Source organism: Streptomyces sp. NWU339 (assembly GCF_003143855.1).
In the GTDB taxonomy this organism is placed as follows: domain Bacteria; phylum Actinomycetota; class Actinomycetes; order Streptomycetales; family Streptomycetaceae; genus Streptomyces.
On record NZ_QFRK01000014.1, the window covers coordinates 1 to 15,821 of the forward strand.

The following is a 15,821-nucleotide window of genomic DNA, read 5'->3' on the forward strand; positions in this document are numbered from 1 at the left end:
GCAGCCCCTCAGTGCGGGCGGTCTCCCGAGCGCGAAGCGCGTCGTTGTAGACCACCCGTGCGCACCCGAACGCCCTCGCCAGTGCCGTGCGCTGACCGGCGCTCGGATACAGGCGGAAGCTGTACCGAAACTGCACGCGGGTCATGCTACGCAATTGGTTTATGGGTATCGATGAGAACATTCGTACTGGTCGTCACTGCGTCTTCCGCATGCACGTCCACTTGGTTTTCGTGACGAAGTCCCGGCACTCCGTCTTCACCGGCCGGCACCTGATGCTGTGGGGAGATCGTGCGGGCCGTGTGCGAGGACTTCGAGGCCGAGCTGGTGGAGTTCAACGGCGAGGCCGACCATGTCCACCTGCTCGTGGACTTCCCGCCGAAGGTCGCCGTGTCCAGGCTGGTGAACTCCCTCAAGAGCGTGTCCTCGCACCGTCTGCGGCTGGGGGCACCTCCCGGCCGAAGGCCGGGGGAGAGTTCCCCGACCTCGTCCGGCACTACTGGCGGGCGCAACGCCTGTGGTCCGGCTCGTACTTCGCCGGGTCGGTCGGCGGCGCGCCGCTCAGCATCGTGAAGCAGTACATCGAGCAGCAGAACCGGCCGCTCTGACGCCGGTTGAGGCGAACAGTGCGGATCCATGCACACGGCTGAGGTCAGAGCGGGCCAAAGATTCGCTTCACCACCGGGCTGAAGCCCGGTGCACTGCGAATAGACCCGGTAGCCCCACGGGGTGGCGCGCTCCACGCCGCGCATCCGGACGTAGCGGCCGGTCGCCTCCTGGGGGTACGTGTGGGCCGTGACCGAGCCTCCCGTGCTGGCGGTCTCCGTGTAGAACGGGGTCCAGTCCGTGCCGTTCTTCGACACCTCCAGGACGTAGCGCTTGCCGTAGGCAGCTTCCCAGTCGAGGGTGACGCGGTCGATGCGGAGGGTCGTGCCGAGGTCGACGCGGATCCAGGCGTTGTCCGCGAAGTCGCTGGACCAGCGGGTCGAGCCGTTGCCGTCGGCGGCGCGGCCGGGGCCGACGTCCGCGTTCTCGCTGCCGGAGGCGGTGACGGTGGACGGGTCGGCCGCGTACGCGGTGGCCGCACGGTCGGTGTCCCACGCGGCGGCCGCCGCTACCGGTCGCTCGGCCTGCGCGGCGGCCGTCGGGGCGGCGAGCGCCGGGCCGGCGGAGAGGACGGCTGCTGTGGTGAGGGCGGTCAGGAGGGTGCGGGAAATGCGGGATGGCATACGGCTCTCCTTGGGGTGGGTGGGGGTGCCGGCTCCCTTGCTGACGTGCACTGGCATGGACGGTGGTACGTGAACGGCGTACACATGAATTGCATGTACATGTCATACAAGCGGGAGCGCGGGTGGCTCCGGTGGGCGCGCGGTTCCGCGTCCGCGCCCACCGGGGCCGCGGCGAGTGCCACTAGGGCCTGTTGCGAAAGTGGATCTTGGTCGTGGATGATCACGCTTTGTGGGACGTGGGGATCTGACGAACGGCCAGTGGGCCCGGCCGGAGCCGTTGCTGCCGAAGGGCATCAAGCCGGGCCGTCCGCCGGTGTGGACGCGGCGGCAGCCGATCGACGGCATACGGTGGCGGACCCGGACCGGTGCCCCCTGGCGCGATGTGCCGGAACGCTACGGTCCCTGGGACCGGGCCTATGACCTGTTCCGGCGCTGGCAGCGCGATGGCACCTGGGCCCGGATCGTCACCCGGCTGCAGGCCGAGGCCGACGCGAAGGGCCTGATCACCTGGGAGGTGAACGTCGATTCCACCGTCTGCCGGGCCCACCAGCACGCCGCCGGGGCGTCGAAAAAGGGGATCTGCAAAAGGAGCCGCCCGGGGGCATCACCGTCGAGCCGGCCGACCACGGTCTCGGACGCTCCCGGGGCGGGCTGAGCACCAAGACCCACCTCGCCGTCGAGCAGGGGCAGAAGCCGCTGTCCATCGTGGTCACAGCCGGTCAGCGGGGCGACTCGCCCCAGTTCGAACCGGTCCTGGAAGCGATCCGGGTACCCCGGCTCGGGCGAGGGCGGCCGCGCAGGCGCCCGGACCGGGTGCGGGCCGACAAGGCGTACGACTCCCGCGGCAACCGCTCCTACCTGCGCAGACGCGGCATCGAGGCGACCATCCCGACCCCCGCGGACCGAGTCCGCAACCGGCAGAAGCCGGGCTCCCGAGGCGGACGGCCGCCGACGTTCGACAAGACCGACTACCGCGAGCGGCATGCCGTCGAGTGCGGGATCAACCGGCTCAAGCGCCACCGGGCCGTGGCCACGAGATACGACAAGCTCGCCGTCCGCTACGAGGCGACCATGCTGGTCGCAGTCCTCAACGAGTGGCTGTGACCAGCACTTTCGCAACAGGCCCTAGGCCGCGTGCCGCGCCCGGCCCCCGTGGCCGCGGATGATGTCCGCGTACCGGTGGCCGGAGCCCTTGATGGTGCGGGTCTGGGTGGCGTAGTCGACGTGGACGAGGCCGAAGCGCTTGTCGTAGCCGTACGCCCACTCGAAGTTGTCCAGCAGCGACCAGGCGAAGTAGCCGGCGAGCGGGGCGCCCTTGCGGGCGGCGGACGCGCAGGCGGTCAGGTGCTGTTCCAGGTAGTCCTGGCGTTCCGGGTCGTCGATGGTGCCGTCGGGGCGGACCACGTCCGGGAAGGCGGAGCCGTTCTCGGTGACGTAGAGCCTGCGTGCGCCGTAGTCGTTCGTCAGGCGGAGCAGCAGTGTCTCGATGCCGCTCGCGTCGATCTCCCAGTCCATGCCGGTGCGCGGGACGTCGGCGCGGCGCACGAAGGCGGCGTGCGGTGCCGGGCCGTCGGGCTCGGCCGCCACCACCTGGGGGAAGTAGTAGTTGAGGCCGAGCCAGTCGAGCGGGGCCGCGATGGTCTCCGAGTCTCCTGGCTTCTCCGGGAGTGCCACTCCGTAGACCTCGCGCATGTCCTGGGGGAAGCCGCGGCCGTGGATCGGGTCCAGCCACCAGCGGTTGGTGTGGCCGTCCATGCGGACGGCGGCCGCCCGGTCCTCGGGACTGTCGGTGGCGGCGTGGATCGTGGAGAGGTTGTTGACGATGCCCACCTGGGCGTCCGGGGCGGCGGCGCGGATCGCCCGCGCGGCGAGGCCGTGGCCCAGCAGCAGGTGGTAGGAGGCGCGGACCGCCGCCGTCAGATCGGTCAGGCCCGGCGCCATCCTGCCTTCCAGGTGGCCGATCCAGGCCGAGCACAGGGGCTCGTTGAGGGTGGCCCAGTGGTGCACGCGGTCGCCGAGGCGTTCGGCGACCGCCGCCGCGTACGCGGCGAAGTGCTCGGCGGTGTCGCGCTCCGGCCAGCCGCCGCGGTCCTGGAGGATCTGCGGCAGGTCCCAGTGGTAGAGGGTGACGGACGGGGTGATGCCCGCCTCGAGCAGGCCGTCGGTCAACTGGTCGTAGAAGTCGAGGCCCTTGGCGTTGACCGGGCCGTCGCCGCCGGGGACGACCCGGGGCCAGGCGATGGACAGGCGGTAGGCGTTGGTGCCGAGGCGGCGCATCAGGTCGATGTCCTCGCGCCAGCGGTGGTAGTGGTCGCAGGCGGTGTCGCCGTGGTCTCCGTTGTCGATGGCGCCGGGGGTGTGCGCGAAGGTGTCCCAGATCGACGGCGAGCGGCCGTCCTCGGCCACGGCTCCTTCGACCTGGTATGCCGAGGTCGCCGTGCCCCACAGGAAGTCGTGCGGGAGGGCGGCGTAGTCGATGGTCACAGAAGTCCCTTCGATGTCAGGTGCGTTGATCCGTCAGATGCACTGATCAGCCAGATGTTCCGAGCCATCAGATATGTCTGGTCGCCAGGTCTGTCGGCCGGTACGTTACTTGACGGCTCCTGCCGTCAGGCCCGCGACGAGGTAGCGCTGCAGCAGGAGGAAACCCGCGACCACGGGGACGCTCACCACGAGCGAGGCCGCCATGATCTGGTTCCAGTACACGTCGTTGAGGGTGGAGTAGCCCTGGAGTCCCACGGCGAGGGTACGGGTGGTGTCGTTGGTCATCACCGACGCGAACAGCACTTCGCCCCAGGCCGTCATGAAGGCGTAGACGGCGACCGCGACGATGCCGGGGATCGCGGCCGGCACGACGACCCGGAAGAGCGCGCCGAGCGGACCGCAGCCGTCGACCATCGCAGCCTCGTCCAGGTCTCGCGGGACCGAGTCGAAGTAGCCGATCAGCATCCAGATGGAGAACGGGAGGGAGAACGTCAGGTACGTCAGGATCAGGCCGCCGCGCGAGCCGAACAGGGCGATGCCCGTGGCGTTGCCGATGTTGACGTAGATGAGGAACAGCGGGAGGAGGAAGAGGATGCCGGGGAACATCTGCGTCGACAGCACGGTCACCGTGAAGACGCGCTTGCCGCGGAAGCTGTGGCGGCTCACCGCGTAGGCGGAGAAGACCGCGATCACCACCGAGCAGACGGTCGCCGCGCCCGCCACGATCAGCGAGTTCACGAAGTACCGGGCGAGCGGGACGGTGGACCAGATGTCGATGTACGGGCGGATCGTCAACTCGCTCGGCAGCCAGCGGAACTTGCCCGTGACGTCCGCGAGCGGCTTCAGCGAGCTGGAGATCATGACGTACACCGGGATCAGCACGAAGCCGGTGAGCAGGGTGAGGAAGATCCGCCGGGACCAGAGAAAGGAGCGGGGCGGCGCCATCGGGGAGGCGACCGTCGTCCTTGGTGAACTAGGCATGTGACGGCCTCCGTCGGCGCGAGGTGAGGACGAGGTACACGCCCGTCACGACGAGCAGGAACAGCAGGAGCAGGACGGACATGGCGGAGCCGGTGCCGAAGTTCCAGGTGACGAAGGACGCCTGGTAGATGTGGACCGAGATGAGGTCCGCGGCCTCGGGGGCGGTCTTGCCGAACAGGACGAACGGGGTGTTGAAGTCGTTGAACGTCCACAGGAACAGGACCAGCACCAGGACCTGGTTGACCGGGCGCAGCGACGGCAGGGTGATGCGGCGGACCTGTTGGATCATCCCGGCGCCGTCCAGCGCGGCGGCCTCGTACAGCTCGTGGGGGATGTTCTGCAGGCCGGCCATGACGATCAGGAAGGCGAACGGCCAGCCCTTCCACACGGACACCGTCAGCAGCGCGAAGAAGCTGTTGTCGCCGATCAGCCAGAAGGACGGCTTGTCGGTGAGGCCGAGCTGGTCGTGCAGGACGTGGTTCACCAGGCCGTTGTCGTGCTGGAACATGAACACCCAGGTGATGACGGCGGCGTAGACCGGCAGGGCGTACGGCACCAGGAACAGGGCGCGCAGTAGGCCTCGGCCGCGGAAGGTGTCCTGCAGGTAGATCGCGGCGGCGGTGCCGATGAGCCAGCACAGGCCGACCGACAGCACGGTGAAGGCGACGGTGACGAAGAAGGAGTGGAGCAGGGCCGCGCCGACGGGGGCGTCGAAGTCCACCGACACCTTGTAGTTGTCGAGGGCGGCCCACGGGGCGGTGCCCCAGTCGCGGATGTGGAACTGGGTGAGCTCCTTGAAGCTCATGACGATGCCGATCACCATCGGCACCAGGTGGACCAGGAGTTCGAGGAGCAGCGCGGGCAGCAGGAGCAGGTACGGCAGTCCGATGCGGCGGATCCGCCCGGGGCGGCGGGGGCCGCGCGCCGCACCGGGGGACGTCTTCCGCACGGCGGCCTCCGCGGGGGCAGTGGCGGTCATGGCGGTGTCGGGGCTCACTTCTCGGGCATCTGCTGCTGGGCCTTGGTGAGTGCGGCCTTGACCGAGCCGGTGGTCACCTCACGGCCTCCGGCGGCGTCGGCGAACAGGTCCTTGATCGCCGTTCCGACGGCGGTCTCGAACTGGGACTCGTCGGGGACCTGCGGCAGCGCCACGGCACTGTTGGCGAGGGTGTCCTTCAGGACGGCGTTGGCCGGGGAGTTGAAGGCGGCGTCCTCCTGGGCGGCCTTGACCGGGGGGATGGAGCTGTACGCCGTGTTGAGGATCTTCTGCTCGGCGTCGCTCGTCATGAACTTCACGAACTCGGTGGCGCCGTCGAGGTTGTCGCTGTCCTTGAAGACGGCCAGGTTGATGCCGGCGACCATCGAGTTGACCTGCTTGCCCGCGCCCGGGGTGCCGGACTGCACGGGCACCGGCGCGATGCCGTAGTCGTCCTCGCTCATGCCCTGGGACGTGAGGTTGGCGGACGCGGACTGCCACAGCAACATCGCCGTCCTGCCCTTGGCGAAGTCGCTCACGGACTGGTTCTGGGCGTACTCGGCGTTGCCCGGGGCGATGATCTTGTCCTCGGCCATCAGGTCGACGTACTGCTTGACCGCGGTGACCGCACCGTCGTTGGTGAAGTCGGGCTTGCCGTCGGCGGTGAAGAAGTCGGCGCCGTGCTGCTTGGCGAAGACGAAGGCGTGGTGGATGTTCTCGGAGGGGTTCGAACCCTCCATGCCGATCCCCCACTTGCCGCCCTTGGACACCTTCTTACCGGCGGCGACCAGCTCGTCCCAGGTGGTGGGCGGGGCGTCGACGCCCGCGTCGGCGAGCATCTGCTTGTTGTAGTAGAGGGCGTACGCCATCGAGTACAGCGGGACGGCGGCCGGGTCCTGGCCCTCGGTGCCGGTGGAGCCGAGCGCGGAGTCGACGAAGCGGTCCTTGCCGCCGATCCTGTCGAAGTTCTTCGCGTCCCACGGCAGCAGCGCGCCCGTCGCCTGGAGCGAGGCGGACCAGGTGTTGCCGATGTTGAGCACGTCCGGGCCCTGGCCGGAGGTGGTCGCGGTGAGGATCCGGTTGAGCAGGTCGGACCAGGGCACGACCTCGAGCTTGACCTTGATGCCGGTCTGCTTCTCGAACTTGTCCAGCTCGGGCTGGAGCACCTTCTTGTCGATCTCGATGCTGGCGCCCTGGTTGGAGGCCCAGTAAGTGAGCTCCTTGGGCGAGTCGCCGGACCCGCCGCCCGTGCTCGAACCGCCTCCGCAGGCCGAGGCGGCGAGTGCGAGGGACAGGATGACGGCGCCGGTGGCCGCGGCTCGGATACTGCGCATGGCTCCTGATGTGCCTTTCCGGGTGTGCGGGCAGGGAGTGGAGAAGGATGGCGGGGTCGGCGACTCATGGCTTAATTTAGGACGTGAGTTAAACCCTCTGAAGGCGGCACGTCAAGGGTTTGGACGGAGTCACCCAACTCTCGCCGAGCCTCTTGACGCATCTGTTCCACGGATGAACCATCAGCGGCGAGAGAGCGCTCCCACCTCCCCCACACCGTTCACTTCCTGAACCAGGAGAGCCCCCATGATCTCCGACTCCCCCTTCACCCAGCCGTCCCCCGACGCCCCCCGTGCCGCCGTCCGACGCCGGTCCGTTCTCGGAGCCGCGGCCGCCGCGCCCGTGCTGGCGGCGCTGACCACCACTGCCTCCGCCGCACCGGCCGCCCCTTCCCCCGCGGTGCACCCCGGGAAGCCGCGCCGGCTGCGGGCCGGCGGCGACCTCGGTCCGAACGTGATCGTCTTCGACCCGTCCACGCCGGGCATCCAGGCGAAGCTGGACGAGGTGTTCGCCCGGCAGGAATCGGCCCAGTTCGGCCCGGGCCGCTACCAGTTCCTGTTCAAGCCGGGCACCTACCACGGGCTCAATGCCCAACTCGGTTTCTACACCTCGATCTCGGGCCTCGGCCTCTCCCCCGACGACACCACCATCAACGGCGACGTGACGGTCGACGCCGGCTGGTTCGACGGCAACGCCACGCAGAACTTCTGGCGTTCGGCGGAGAACCTGGCCCTCGTCCCGGTCAACGGCACCAACCGCTGGGCGGTCGCCCAGGCCGCCCCCTTCCGCCGGATGCACATACGCGGCGGTCTCAACCTCGCGCCCGCCGGCTACGGCTGGGCCAGCGGCGGCTACATCGCCGACAGCCGGATCGACGGCGTGGTCGGCCCGTACTCGCAGCAGCAGTGGTACACCCGGGACAGTTCGGTCGGCGGCTGGACCAACGCCGTGTGGAACATGGTGTTCTCGGGGGTCCAGGGTGCCCCCGCGCAGAGCTTCCCGGAGCCGCCCTACACCACGCTCGACCGGACGCCGATCTCCCGCGAGAAGCCGTTTCTGTACCTGGCCGGCACCGACTACCGCGTGTTCCTGCCCGCGCTGCGTCGTGACGCACGCGGAGTCACCTGGGGCAACGGCACCCCGCGCGGCACCTCCCTGGCCCTGGACCGTTTCTACGTGGCGAAGCCCGGCGACTCCGCCGCCACCCTCAACCAGGCACTCGACCAGGGCCTCAACCTGCTCCTGACGCCGGGCATTTACCACGTCGACCAGCCGATCCGGGTCAACCGCGCGGGCACGGTCGTCCTCGGCCTCGGCTACGCCACCCTGATCCCCGACAACGGCGTCACCGCCCTGAAGGTCGCCGACGTCGACGGGGTACGGCTGGCCGGCTTCCTCGTCGACGCCGGACCGGTCAACTCCCCCACCCTGGTGGAGATCGGCCCGAACGGCGCCTCCCGTGACCACTCGGCCGACCCGATCACCGTCCAGGACGTGTTCATCCGGATCGGCGGCGCGGGCCCCGGCAAGGCGACCACCAGCATGGTGGTCAACGCCCGGCACACCATCGTCGACCACACCTGGATCTGGCGCGCCGACCACGGCGAGGGCGTCGGCTGGGAGACCAACCGCTGCGACTACGGCGTCGTCGTCAACGGCCACGACGTCCTGGCGACCGGCCTGTTCGTCGAACACTTCAACAAGTACGACGTGCAGTGGAACGGCGAACGCGGGCGCACGATCTTCTTCCAGAACGAGAAGGCCTACGACCCGCCGAACCAGGCCGCCGTCCAGAACGGCTCGATCAAGGGCTACGCCGCGTACAAGGTCGGCGACCACGTCACCACCCACGAGGGCTGGGGCATGGGGAGTTACTGCTACTACAACGTGAACCCGTCGATCGTGCAGCACCACGGCTTCGCCGCCCCGAACCGCCCGGGGGTCCGCTTCCACCACCTCCTGGTCGTGTCGCTCAGCGGCCACGGGCAGTACGAGTGCGTCATCAACGACACGGGTGCGCCGACGTCGGGGACCAACACCGTGCCGTCGAAGGTGGTGTCCTACCCCTGACCCCGGTGCGCGGTGCGCGCTCCGAACGGAACCGCCGGTCGGAGCGCGCACCGCGACAGCACCGGTTGTGGACACAGCGACCAGCTCGCCACGGACACGAACGGGCGTACCGATGATTCCGGCGCGGGCCGTACGTCGTTATGGGTGGAAAGAAAGGAGATCCGCCATGCCCATGACGGACCCCGCACAGCACCCCACGACCGAGCTCGACACCCGCTACAGCTCCGCGCTCAACCCCCGCCCGGGTGCCGCGGACGTCACCGCCACCGAGTGGGCCGAGGCCCGGCGGCGACTGGAGGCAGCCGAGATCTTCTGGGTGTCCACGGTGCGGCCCGACGGCAAGCCGCACGTCACGCCCGTGATCGCGGCCTGGCACGACGGTGTGCTGTACTTCTCCACCGGCCGGAGTGAGCAGAAGGCGAGGAACCTCGCACACAATGCGCACTGCGCGCTGACCACCGGCGCGAACTCGCTCACCGAAGGGCTCGACCTGGTGGTCGCGGGCGAGGCGAAGCCGGTTGCCGATCCGGCACTGCTGGAGGAGGTGATCGCGGCGTACGAGGCCAAGTACGGACCGCACATCACCTCACCCGAGGGCACCTTCCACGGACTCGGGGAAGCGTTCCGGAAGGGGGACGCGGTGGTGTTCGCGGTGGCCCCGGCCACCGCGTACGGCTTCGGCCGGGACGACGGGGTGTACAGCCACACTCGGTGGGTGTTCTGAGCAAGCGGGCGGGCGGTGCGCCGGCCGAACGGCTCGGCGCGTCAGGGGAGTTCCAGCCGGCGACGTCCGCGGAGCAAGCTCGGCAGATGACCGAGCGCGCCGACGGGGCGGCGTACTCCGACGCGGTGTCGGAGTACGCCCCCCTCGGGCGGGGCGAGCTGCGGGAGGCGGCCCGCGCCGGCATGGCGGTTACCTCGGGTCGCGGTTGAACTTCGAGGCCGACCAGAAGTAGCCGAGCACGGTCAGGCCGAGGCACCAGGCGATGGCGAGCTACCCGTGGTGGCCGATCTCGCTGCCGAGGAGGAGTCCGCGCAGGGTCTCGATGGCGGGCGTGAAGGGCTGGTACTCGGCGATGGGCTGGAACCAGCCGGGCATGGCGTCGACCGGGACGAAGGTGCTGGAGATGAGCGGCAGCAGGATCAGCGGCATCGCGTTGTTACTGGCGGCCTCGGCGTTCGGGCTGACCAGGCCCATGCCGACCGCGATCCAGGTGAGCGCCACGGCGAAGAGCACCAGCAGCCCGAACGCCGCCAGCCATTCCAGGGCGGTGGCGTCGCTGGAGCGGAAGCCGATGGCCACGGCGACGGCCCCTACGAGGACCACACTCGCGATCGACTGCAGCACGCTGCCGACGACGTGTCCGACGAGCACCGACCCGCGGTGGATCGCCATCGTGCGGAAGCGGGCGATGATGCCCTCTGTCATGTCGTTGGCGACGGAGACCGCGGTCCCGACCACAGTGGAGCCGATGGTCATCAGCAGCAGGCCCGGGACGATGTACGCGATGTACTCGGAGCGGTCCGGACCGCCGCCGCCGATGCCGGCGCTCATCGCGTCGCCGAAGACGTAGACGAAGAGCAACAGCAGCATGACCGGTGTGAGCAGCAGGTTCAGGGTGAGGGACGGATAGCGCCGGGCGTGCAGGAGGTTGCGGCGCAGCATCGTGGACGAGTCGCGTACGGCGAGGGAGAGGGAGCTCATCGGACATCCTCCTTGGGCTGGTCGGGCTGGTTGGGCCGACTCGGCCCGGTGGAGCCGGTCAGGGCGAAGAACACGTCGTCGAGGTCGGGGGTGTGCACGGTCAGCTCGTCCGCCTCGATGCCGGCGGTGTCCAGCCGGTCGAGGACGGAACGCAGCGCGCGCTGGCTGCCGTCGCTGGGGATCCGCAGCGCGAGCGCCTCGTCGTCCCGGGTCACCTCGCTCAGCGCGAGGGCGGCGGACCGGTAGGCGGCCGGGTCGGTGAAGCGGAGCCGGACGTGTCCGCCGGGGACGAGCCGCTTGAGATCTTCGGCGGTGCCCTCGGCGGCGATCCTGCCGTCGTTCAGCACCGCGATGCGGTCGGCGAGTTCGTCGGCCTCCTCCAGGTACTGGGTGGTCAGGAAGACCGTCGTGCCGCCGGAGACGAGCTCGCGGATGATCTGCCACATGGTGTGGCGGCTGCGCGGGTCGAGGCCGGTGGTCGGCTCGTCGAGGAAGATGATCCGCGGGTCGCCGACCAGCGTCATGGCGATGTCCAGGCGGCGTTTCATGCCGCCGGAGTAGCTCTGGGCGGGCTTCTTCGCGGCGCCGACGAGGTCGAACCTCTCCAGTAACTCGGCGGTGACCCGCCGACCCTCGCGTCTGGGCAGGTGGTGCAGGTCCGCCATGAGGAGCATGTTCTCCTCGCCGGTGATCAGCCCGTCGACGGCGGAGAACTGCCCGGTGACGCCGATCGCGGCACGCACGGCCTGCGGGTTCGCGGCGAGGTCGTGGCCCGCGACCTGGGCCTGACCGCCGTCGGCGGCGATGAGCGTGGACAGGATCTTCACGGCGGTGGTCTTGCCGGCGCCGTTCGGCCCGAGCAGCGCGAACACGGACCCGGCAGGGATCCGCAGATCGATGCCGTCGAGGACGGTCTTGTCGCCGTACGACTTGCGCAGACCGACGGCGGAGACGGCGGCCGGCGACGGGTGACCTTCACCCTTTCTGGATGCGGGCATGACAAAAGAAGGCATGAGCCCTCCCATTCGAAAGCTGAAGTGGCTTGGCGGGGGTGCGAGTTGAGACCGGCTCTTCCGGATTCAAGCCTTGGCACGGCGGATGTCGATGTTGCCGTACCGGGTGCGGGCGCGGACCTTGACGGTGTCCTCGGTCTCCTGCGGGGTCTCGGAGGCGGTGAGCGTGTTGCGCACCTGGCCGGAGTCCGAGCTGACGTCGAGCCAGGCGGCCGTGCCCTCGCGGACGCCGACCTCGATGGCGCCGTAGGAGGTCTCCAACTGGACCGTGCCGCAGGCCACTTCGCCCACGCGCAGGGTTCCGTGGGCGGTGGTGGCGGTGACCGAGGCCTCGGCGCGCCGGATCTCGATGTCGCCGTTGGCGCCGCTCACCCGCAGTTCACCGGTCGCGGCGCCTACGGTCGTGGTGCCGTGCGAGTTCTTCAGGACGGCGGGGCCGTCGAGGAGACCGACGCGCAGGCTGCCGGAGCTGGTGGCGATCTCGGCCATGCCCTCGACCCGGTCCACGGTGATCGAGCCGTGCGACGCGGTCAGCTTCAGCGGGCCGGTCGCGTCGAGGCGGACGTCGCCGGACGAGGTCTTCACGCGAACCTCGCCGAGCCGGTCCTCACCGAGCACCTGAACCCAGGAACCGGTCACGTCGACGTGCGAGCCCGTGGGCAGTTCGACCGCCACGTCGACGGTGCCGGTGCGGCCGAACAGATTGGACTTGGGCGTCCTGAGGGCCAGGACACCGTTCGCGTACGTGACCTCGGTCTGGGCGGCTGTCCGCACGTCCAGCTCCTTCTTCGGGTCGCGGGGCCGCACCTCGACGTCGGTGTCGGGGCGGTCGCCCGCGGTGAACCGGATGGAACCGGCATCCACGTGTGCGGTGACCGAGATCGGTTCGGGAGTGTCGAAAGAAGGCATGGCTGTCCCGTCCTCTTGAGTCTTCAGAACGTCCCCGCTGGTGGGACGCGGTGTGGGTGAAGTGGTGCGGGCGAGGGTGCGGCTAGCGCACCCAGCCCGTGAAGCTCTGTCCGATGGTCCGGGTCTTCTCCGTCGGCCGCGGTCGCGTACCGCCGTCGACCGCGGCCGACACGGCCCGGACCAGCCACGCGTTGACCGACAGGCCCTCGCGACCCGCGGCCTCCTCGGCGCGCGCCTTGAGGTGGGCCGGCAGACGCAGATTGACGCGGGCGGTCCCGCCCTCGTCGCCCTCGGCGGGCGCCTGCGCCCTGAGCGGTTCGACGGGCACGGCCGGCTCCACGGGGCCGCCGACGGGCGGCGGCGTCACCACGAAGTCGGGGTCCAGCCCGCGCAGCCGTACGTCGACCGAGCCGGGGGCGAGCTCGCGGGTGATCTCGTCCATCGCGGCGGAGAGCACGTTGAGCAGGGTCAGACGGGTCGCCGACTCCAGCGGAGCGGTGAGCCGTTCGGCCAGCTCGCGGGCGTCTTCCCCGCCGGCTTCGGCGGCCACCGCGAGTTCACGGCGGAGAGTGTCGACATACGGGGTGAGATCCATGGCGCCATAATGGCACCACTTAGGCGCCATGTGCAAGCCGCCAGGCGACATCTCCGGCTCAACGCTCGGGCTGCCCATCTGACCTGCGAAAACACACTGACGCCTCTTGAGTGAGTGCGGCGCCATGCGCGCTCACGCGCCCCGGCGCAACGGAATGGCGCCATCTGGCACCCAGTGGCGCCAGGTAGCGCCAGGCTGCGCCCCGGCGTCATGCGGACCAGGGTTGTCGTCATGGGACGGCCTGCCCCCACCGCGCAGCCTGCCGCTGGGCCGGGTCCACCCGGAACGGCACGTGCCCGGAGCGCCGCCCCGCCCCGGGCCCCGTCGGTGGTCCGCCGTTCAGCCGCGCCGCGCGAGGATACTGAGGGTGTTGGCGGCCACGATGGCGCCGATGCTCGCCCATTCCGTCCAACTCAGGCTCTGCTCCAGGCCGATCCAGCCGACGAGGGCGGCGAGGAGCGGGTTGACGCTCATGAAGAGCCCGAACGCCTGGGCGGGTACGCGGCGCAGGGTGAACAGGTCGGCGAGGTAGGGCACCGCCGAGGAGAGCACACCGGCCGCAACGGCACAGCCGACGGCCGATGCGGTCGGCGGCCGGTGCAGGACGAGGAGGGCGCCGACCGGCAGGAACACCAGCGCGGAGATCCCGGCCGCCGCGGCGGAGCCCTGCACACCCGGGATGCGGCGGCCGACGGTGCGGTTGAGGAGGATGTACGAAGCCCAGCAGCAAGCGGCCAGCAGGCCCAGGCCCATCCCCACGTAGTCGGTCGAGGGCCGGGGGCGCATCAGGGTGACGACGCCGGCCGCGGCGATCACCGCGCAGCAGGCGTCGACGCGCCGACGTGCGGCGGCGAGGGCGATCGTGAGCGGGCCGAGGAACTCCAGCGTGACCGCCAGACCGAGGCCGACACGGTCGATGGCGGTGTAGAGGGACAGGTTCATGGTCCCGAACACCACGGCGAGCCCCAGCACCGGCCACCACTGCGCCCGGGTGAAGTCCCGCAGGCGAGGGCGGCCGAGGGCGAGCAGGACGATCGCGGCGACGTACTGGCGGACCGCGACGACGCCCGCCGGCCCGAGGACGGGGAAGGCGAGGGAACCGATGGCGGCGCCGACCTGGTTCGACAGGCCACTGCCGACCATCGTGACCACGCCGGCCGACCGGCTCCCGGACGGCGCCGGGACCGAGGGACCCGTGCACGGAGCAGAGGAAGGGGATGGAGCGGAAGATACGGAAACCGCGTCGGATGCGCTTCGCATGATGCGATGGTGTGACCCGGCGACGCTTGCGCAAAATGCGTCCGCGGCGGGATCCATACCCTTGGGTCATGGATGTGGAGCTGCGGCAGTTGCGCTGCCTTGTCGCCATCGTCGACGAGGGCACCTTCACCGACGCCGCCATCGCTCTGGGCGTCTCCCAGGCGGCGGTGTCCCGGACCCTGGCCTCGCTCGAACGCGCCCTCGGGGTGCGGCTGCTCAGACGCACCTCACGGGAGGTGACACCGACCGCGACCGGACTGCGGGTGGTCGCCCAGGCCAGGCGGGTGCTCGGTGAGGTGAACGACCTGGTCCGGGAAGCCACTTCGGGCCACCGCGTCCTGCGGATCGGCTATGCCTGGTCGGCGGTCGGCCGCCACACGCCCGCGTTCCAGCGCCGCTGGGCTCAGACGCACCCCGGCACGGATCTGCGCCTGGTCCGCGTCAACTCCGCGACCGCCGGCCTGGCGGAGGGTGCCTGCGACCTCTCCGTCGTCCGCAATCCCCTGGACGACCGCCGCTTCGACGGGGCCATCATCGGTCTGGAGCGGCGCCTGTGCGCCCTGTCCGCCGAGGACCCCCTGGCCGCACGCCGGTCGCTGCGCCTCGCCGACCTCGGCGAGCGCGTCCTGCTGATCGACCCGCGGACCGGCACCACCACACCCGAGCTGTGGCCCCCCGGCTCCCGCCCGGCGACGGAGGAGACCCATGACGTCGACGACTGGCTGACCGTGATCTCCAGTGGGCGCTGTGTCGGCATGACGGCGGAGTCCACCGCGCACCAGTACCCCCGGCCCGGCATCGCCTACCGGCCGGTCCGCGACGCCGAGCCCATCGCCGTACGCCTCACGTGGTGGCGCGACGACCCGCATCCCGCGACCCAGGCGGCGATCGAACTGCTCACCGCCCTCTACCGGGGCGACTGACGCACTCGTCCGGCACGGCCACGAGGCCATACCGGGGGCTCAGCCTTCGGACTTGATGACCTCCATGGTCTGATGCGAGATCACCCGGCTGACTCCGGGGATGGTGACGAGCCGGGTCTTCTGGAAGACGGAGTAGGCGTCCGCGTCGGCGACGGAGACCCGAAGGAAGCAGTCGGGCACGCCGAACACCCGACGCGCCTCGACGACTTCCTCGAACGAGGCGACCGTCGCCTCGAACCGCCCCAGGGTGGCGACGTCGGTGACGGCGACCTCGACGGAGACGATCACCTCCATCCCGCGCCCCACGGCCGCCGGATCGACGACCGCCCGGTATCCGGTGATCACTC

The 15,821-nt window shown here is 70.1% G+C and carries 15 protein-coding genes and 3 pseudogenes; 6 read left to right on the plus strand and 12 right to left on the minus strand.

Annotated features, from left to right (window positions below; all coding sequences use genetic code 11):
* The coding region (locus tag DIZ27_RS18665; RefSeq protein ID WP_181383584.1) for a helix-turn-helix domain-containing protein at positions 1-136 on the minus strand (136 nt) is incomplete at its 3' end.
* Positions 137-143: 7 nt separating this feature from the next.
* Between DIZ27_RS18665 and tnpA the strand changes: the two are divergent.
* Positions 144-605, plus strand: a pseudogene (gene tnpA / locus DIZ27_RS18670) (IS200/IS605 family transposase).
* A gap of 96 nt (positions 606-701) precedes the next feature.
* Here tnpA and DIZ27_RS18675 read toward each other — a convergent pair.
* Positions 702-1,226: pseudogene (locus tag DIZ27_RS18675) on the minus strand (discoidin domain-containing protein); the annotation flags it as partial.
* Positions 1,227-1,455: 229 nt separating this feature from the next.
* On the opposite strand from DIZ27_RS18675, the gene DIZ27_RS18680 reads away from it, so the two are divergent.
* Positions 1,456-2,330, plus strand: a protein-coding gene (locus DIZ27_RS18680; protein ID WP_375231981.1) for an IS5 family transposase whose coding sequence is annotated in 2 segments (ribosomal slippage) — positions 1,456-1,807 and positions 1,807-2,330 — 876 coding nt in all. Because the reading frame shifts where the segments join, the coding sequence is not laid out codon by codon here.
* A gap of 21 nt (positions 2,331-2,351) precedes the next feature.
* On the opposite strand, the gene DIZ27_RS18685 is transcribed toward DIZ27_RS18680, so the two are convergent.
* From DIZ27_RS18685 to DIZ27_RS18700, 4 genes are all read right to left on the minus strand, one after another.
* A complete protein-coding gene (locus DIZ27_RS18685; RefSeq protein ID WP_109379573.1) occupies positions 2,352-3,710 on the minus strand; it encodes a GH1 family beta-glucosidase in 1,359 nt (452 codons plus the stop codon).
* A 105-nt stretch (positions 3,711-3,815) separates the two neighbouring features.
* A complete protein-coding gene (locus DIZ27_RS18690) occupies positions 3,816-4,655 on the minus strand; it encodes a carbohydrate ABC transporter permease (protein ID WP_109379574.1) in 840 nt (279 codons plus the stop codon).
* Positions 4,656-4,683: 28 nt separating this feature from the next.
* The gene (locus DIZ27_RS18695; RefSeq protein WP_109379575.1) at positions 4,684-5,670 is read right to left on the minus strand and encodes a carbohydrate ABC transporter permease; all 987 of its coding nucleotides are present in this window, start codon (positions 5,668-5,670) and stop codon (positions 4,684-4,686) included.
* Positions 5,671-5,684: 14 nt separating this feature from the next.
* Positions 5,685-7,001 (minus strand): sugar ABC transporter substrate-binding protein, encoded by a 1,317-nt coding sequence (locus DIZ27_RS18700; RefSeq protein WP_109379576.1) that lies wholly within the window; start codon positions 6,999-7,001, stop codon positions 5,685-5,687.
* 244 nt (positions 7,002-7,245) lie between these two features.
* Here DIZ27_RS18700 and DIZ27_RS18705 point away from each other — a divergent pair, with 244 nt between their 5' ends.
* The 3 genes from DIZ27_RS18705 to DIZ27_RS47145 all read left to right on the plus strand — a co-directional run bounded on the left by DIZ27_RS18705 (position 7,246) and on the right by DIZ27_RS47145 (position 10,002).
* Positions 7,246-9,069: a coagulation factor 5/8 type domain-containing protein gene (locus DIZ27_RS18705; RefSeq protein WP_109379577.1), complete on the plus strand. Its 1,824-nt coding sequence runs from the start codon at positions 7,246-7,248 to the stop codon at positions 9,067-9,069.
* Between the two features lie 166 nt (positions 9,070-9,235).
* Positions 9,236-9,793 (plus strand): pyridoxamine 5'-phosphate oxidase family protein, encoded by a 558-nt coding sequence (locus DIZ27_RS18710; protein ID WP_109379578.1) that lies wholly within the window; start codon positions 9,236-9,238, stop codon positions 9,791-9,793.
* A gap of 86 nt (positions 9,794-9,879) precedes the next feature.
* Positions 9,880-10,002, plus strand: coding sequence for a hypothetical protein (locus DIZ27_RS47145; RefSeq protein ID WP_309074874.1), 123 nt, complete (start codon positions 9,880-9,882; stop codon positions 10,000-10,002).
* Here DIZ27_RS47145 and DIZ27_RS18720 read toward each other — a convergent pair.
* The 5 genes and pseudogenes from DIZ27_RS18720 to DIZ27_RS18740 form a co-directional block, all read right to left on the minus strand.
* A pseudogene (locus DIZ27_RS18720) lies at positions 9,983-10,774 on the minus strand (ABC transporter permease). The gene DIZ27_RS47145 and the pseudogene DIZ27_RS18720 overlap by 20 nt on opposite strands.
* A complete protein-coding gene (locus DIZ27_RS18725) occupies positions 10,771-11,787 on the minus strand; it encodes an ATP-binding cassette domain-containing protein (protein WP_109379580.1) in 1,017 nt (338 codons plus the stop codon). The pseudogene DIZ27_RS18720 and the gene DIZ27_RS18725 overlap by 4 nt, the downstream one beginning before the upstream one ends.
* Positions 11,788-11,853: 66 nt before the next feature.
* Complete coding sequence (locus DIZ27_RS18730; RefSeq protein ID WP_109379581.1) at positions 11,854-12,696, minus strand: DUF4097 family beta strand repeat-containing protein; 843 nt, start codon at positions 12,694-12,696, stop codon at positions 11,854-11,856.
* An 82-nt stretch (positions 12,697-12,778) separates the two neighbouring features.
* Positions 12,779-13,291 carry a hypothetical protein gene (locus DIZ27_RS18735; protein WP_109379582.1) on the minus strand — a complete coding sequence of 171 codons (513 nt, stop codon included), beginning with the start codon at positions 13,289-13,291 and terminating at the stop codon, positions 12,779-12,781.
* Positions 13,292-13,630: 339 nt separating this feature from the next.
* Entirely contained in the window at positions 13,631-14,434 is an 804-nt protein-coding gene (locus DIZ27_RS18740; protein ID WP_375231982.1) for a DMT family transporter, read from the minus strand.
* A gap of 185 nt (positions 14,435-14,619) precedes the next feature.
* Between DIZ27_RS18740 and DIZ27_RS18745 the strand changes: the two genes are divergently transcribed.
* On the plus strand, positions 14,620-15,474 hold the full coding sequence (locus DIZ27_RS18745; RefSeq protein WP_109379584.1) for a LysR family transcriptional regulator: 855 nt from the start codon (positions 14,620-14,622) through the stop codon (positions 15,472-15,474).
* 39 nt (positions 15,475-15,513) lie between these two features.
* Here the strand turns inward: DIZ27_RS18745 and DIZ27_RS18750 are convergent, their stop codons facing one another.
* Positions 15,514-15,819, minus strand: a complete 306-nt coding sequence (locus DIZ27_RS18750) for an Lrp/AsnC family transcriptional regulator (protein WP_309074877.1) — start codon at positions 15,817-15,819, stop codon at positions 15,514-15,516.
* Between the last annotated feature and the right edge of the window lie 2 nt (positions 15,820-15,821).

Coding starts and splice junctions, on each gene's coding strand:
- DIZ27_RS18705 (WP_109379577.1), top strand. CDS start 7,246: ATGATCTCCGACTCCCCCTTCACCCAGCCGTCCCCCGACGCCCCCCGT.
- DIZ27_RS47145 (WP_309074874.1), top strand. CDS start 9,880: ATGACCGAGCGCGCCGACGGGGCGGCGTACTCCGACGCGGTGTCGGAG.
- DIZ27_RS18710 (WP_109379578.1), top strand. CDS start 9,236: ATGCCCATGACGGACCCCGCACAGCACCCCACGACCGAGCTCGACACC.
- DIZ27_RS18745 (WP_109379584.1), top strand. CDS start 14,620: ATGGATGTGGAGCTGCGGCAGTTGCGCTGCCTTGTCGCCATCGTCGAC.
- DIZ27_RS18725 (WP_109379580.1), bottom strand. CDS start 11,787: ATGCCTTCTTTTGTCATGCCCGCATCCAGAAAGGGTGAAGGTCACCCG.
- DIZ27_RS18730 (WP_109379581.1), bottom strand. CDS start 12,696: ATGCCTTCTTTCGACACTCCCGAACCGATCTCGGTCACCGCACACGTG.
- DIZ27_RS18690 (WP_109379574.1), bottom strand. CDS start 4,655: ATGGCGCCGCCCCGCTCCTTTCTCTGGTCCCGGCGGATCTTCCTCACC.
- DIZ27_RS18695 (WP_109379575.1), bottom strand. CDS start 5,670: ATGACCGCCACTGCCCCCGCGGAGGCCGCCGTGCGGAAGACGTCCCCC.
- DIZ27_RS18740 (WP_375231982.1), bottom strand. CDS start 14,434: ATGGTCGGCAGTGGCCTGTCGAACCAGGTCGGCGCCGCCATCGGTTCC.
- DIZ27_RS18735 (WP_109379582.1), bottom strand. CDS start 13,291: ATGGATCTCACCCCGTATGTCGACACTCTCCGCCGTGAACTCGCGGTG.
- DIZ27_RS18700 (WP_109379576.1), bottom strand. CDS start 7,001: ATGCGCAGTATCCGAGCCGCGGCCACCGGCGCCGTCATCCTGTCCCTC.